This window comes from Mesorhizobium sp. (assembly GCF_024509055.1).
GTDB lineage: Bacteria > Pseudomonadota > Alphaproteobacteria > Rhizobiales > Rhizobiaceae > Mesorhizobium.
This window is the reverse complement of record NZ_JANINM010000355.1, coordinates 1-1,591: the sequence shown is the minus strand read 5'-3', so window position 1 is coordinate 1,591 and position 1,591 is coordinate 1. Positions and strand designations below refer to the sequence as shown.

Here is a 1,591-nt window from a genome sequence, read left to right as displayed (position 1 = left end):
GTGCTGCAGGTGCGCTCGGTCGAGCTTGCCATGGTACACAGGGTGCGTACCTTCGTGCGGTCGTCCTTCGACGATCCCGACGCGCCCGGAATGGGGGATTTGCTCAATCCGCCCGGAACGCTCATTTGCGACGAGGAAGAGATCGTGGAACAGCAGGTCGTCACCGGAATTGCCTACGCCAAGGACGAAGCGCAGATTTCGTTGCGCCGCGTCGGCGATCGCCCGGGCGTTGCCGCCGGCATCTTCGGGCCGCTGGCCGAGGCCAACATCAATGTCGACATGATCGTCCAGAACATATCCGAGGACGGCAAGTTCACCGACATGACCTTCACGGTGCCGTCGGGCGACGTCGACAAGGCGCTCGCCGTGCTGGAACGCCTGAAGGCCGATGTCGGCTACGATGTTGTGCAGTCGGAAGCCGGCATGTCGAAGGTCTCGGTCATTGGCATCGGCATGAGGAGCCACGCCGGTGTGGCGGCCACCGCGTTCAAGGCGCTGGCCGAGAAGGCGATCAATATCCGCGCCATCACCACATCCGAGATCAAAATTTCGATACTAATCGACGGTCCCTATACCGAACTTGCCGTTCGTACTTTGCATTCCGTCTACGGTCTGGATAAGCAATAACAAGAACTGAATCAGTTGTTGCATGAGTGCCGGGCGCGGTCGAAACTGCGCCGGCAGGAACTCCATTGGAGAAGAAGCCGCGATGCGTGATACGGCCAGTGGCCCGCGCGTTCTGCTGAAACGGCTCCGCGAGCTCATGCAGGAGCCGCTGGAGCCGCAGGAGCGGCTCGACCGCATCGTGCGCGACATCGCCTCGAACATGGTCGCCGAAGTCTGCTCGCTCTATGTGCTGCGCGCGGATTCCGTCCTCGAGCTCTACGCCACCGAAGGCCTCAATCCGAACGCCGTGCACTTGGCGCAACTGCGGCTGGGGCAGGGTCTCGTCGGCACCATCGCGGCAAGCGCGCGGCCGCTCAACCTCTCCAATGCGCAGGAGCACCCGGCCTTCGCCTACCTGCCGGAGACCGGAGAAGAGATCTACCATTCCTTCCTCGGCGTGCCGGTGCTGAGGGCAGGGCGCACGCTCGGCGTCCTGGTCGTGCAGAACAAGACGATGCGGCAATACCGCGAAGACGAGATCGAGGCGCTGGAAACGACGGCGATGGTGATCGCCGAGATGATCGCCACCGGCGATCTCGCTCGCCTCACCAAGCCCGGGCTGGAACTCGACCTGCGTCGCCCGGTGAGCTTCACCGGCCTGTCCTTCAACGACGGCGTCGGGCTCGGCCATGTCGTGCTGCACGAACCGCGCATCGTCGTCACCAACCTGTTCAACGAGGACAGCGAGGAGGAGGTGCGCCGGCTCGACAGATCGCTGGGTTCGCTCAGGCTGTCGATCGACGACATGCTGGAGCGCCGCGACGTCGCCTTCGAGGGTGAGCACCGCGAGGTGCTCGAGGCCTACCGCATGTTTGCCAACGACCGTGGCTGGGTGCGCCGATTGGAGGAGGCTATCCGCAACGGCCTGACCGCGGAAGCGGCGGTCGAGAAGGTGCAGAGCGACATGCGCGCGCGCATGCTGCAC

The 1,591-nt window shown here is 63.9% G+C and carries 2 protein-coding genes; both read left to right on the top strand.

Going from position 1 to position 1,591, the window contains the following annotated elements:
- On the top strand, window positions 1-627 hold a 627-nt coding region (locus Q0L57_RS15185; RefSeq protein WP_296743910.1), incomplete at its 5' end, for an ACT domain-containing protein.
- Between the two features lie 82 nt (window positions 628-709).
- The coding region (locus Q0L57_RS15180; RefSeq protein WP_296743908.1) for a GAF domain-containing protein at window positions 710-1,591 on the top strand (882 nt) is incomplete at its 3' end.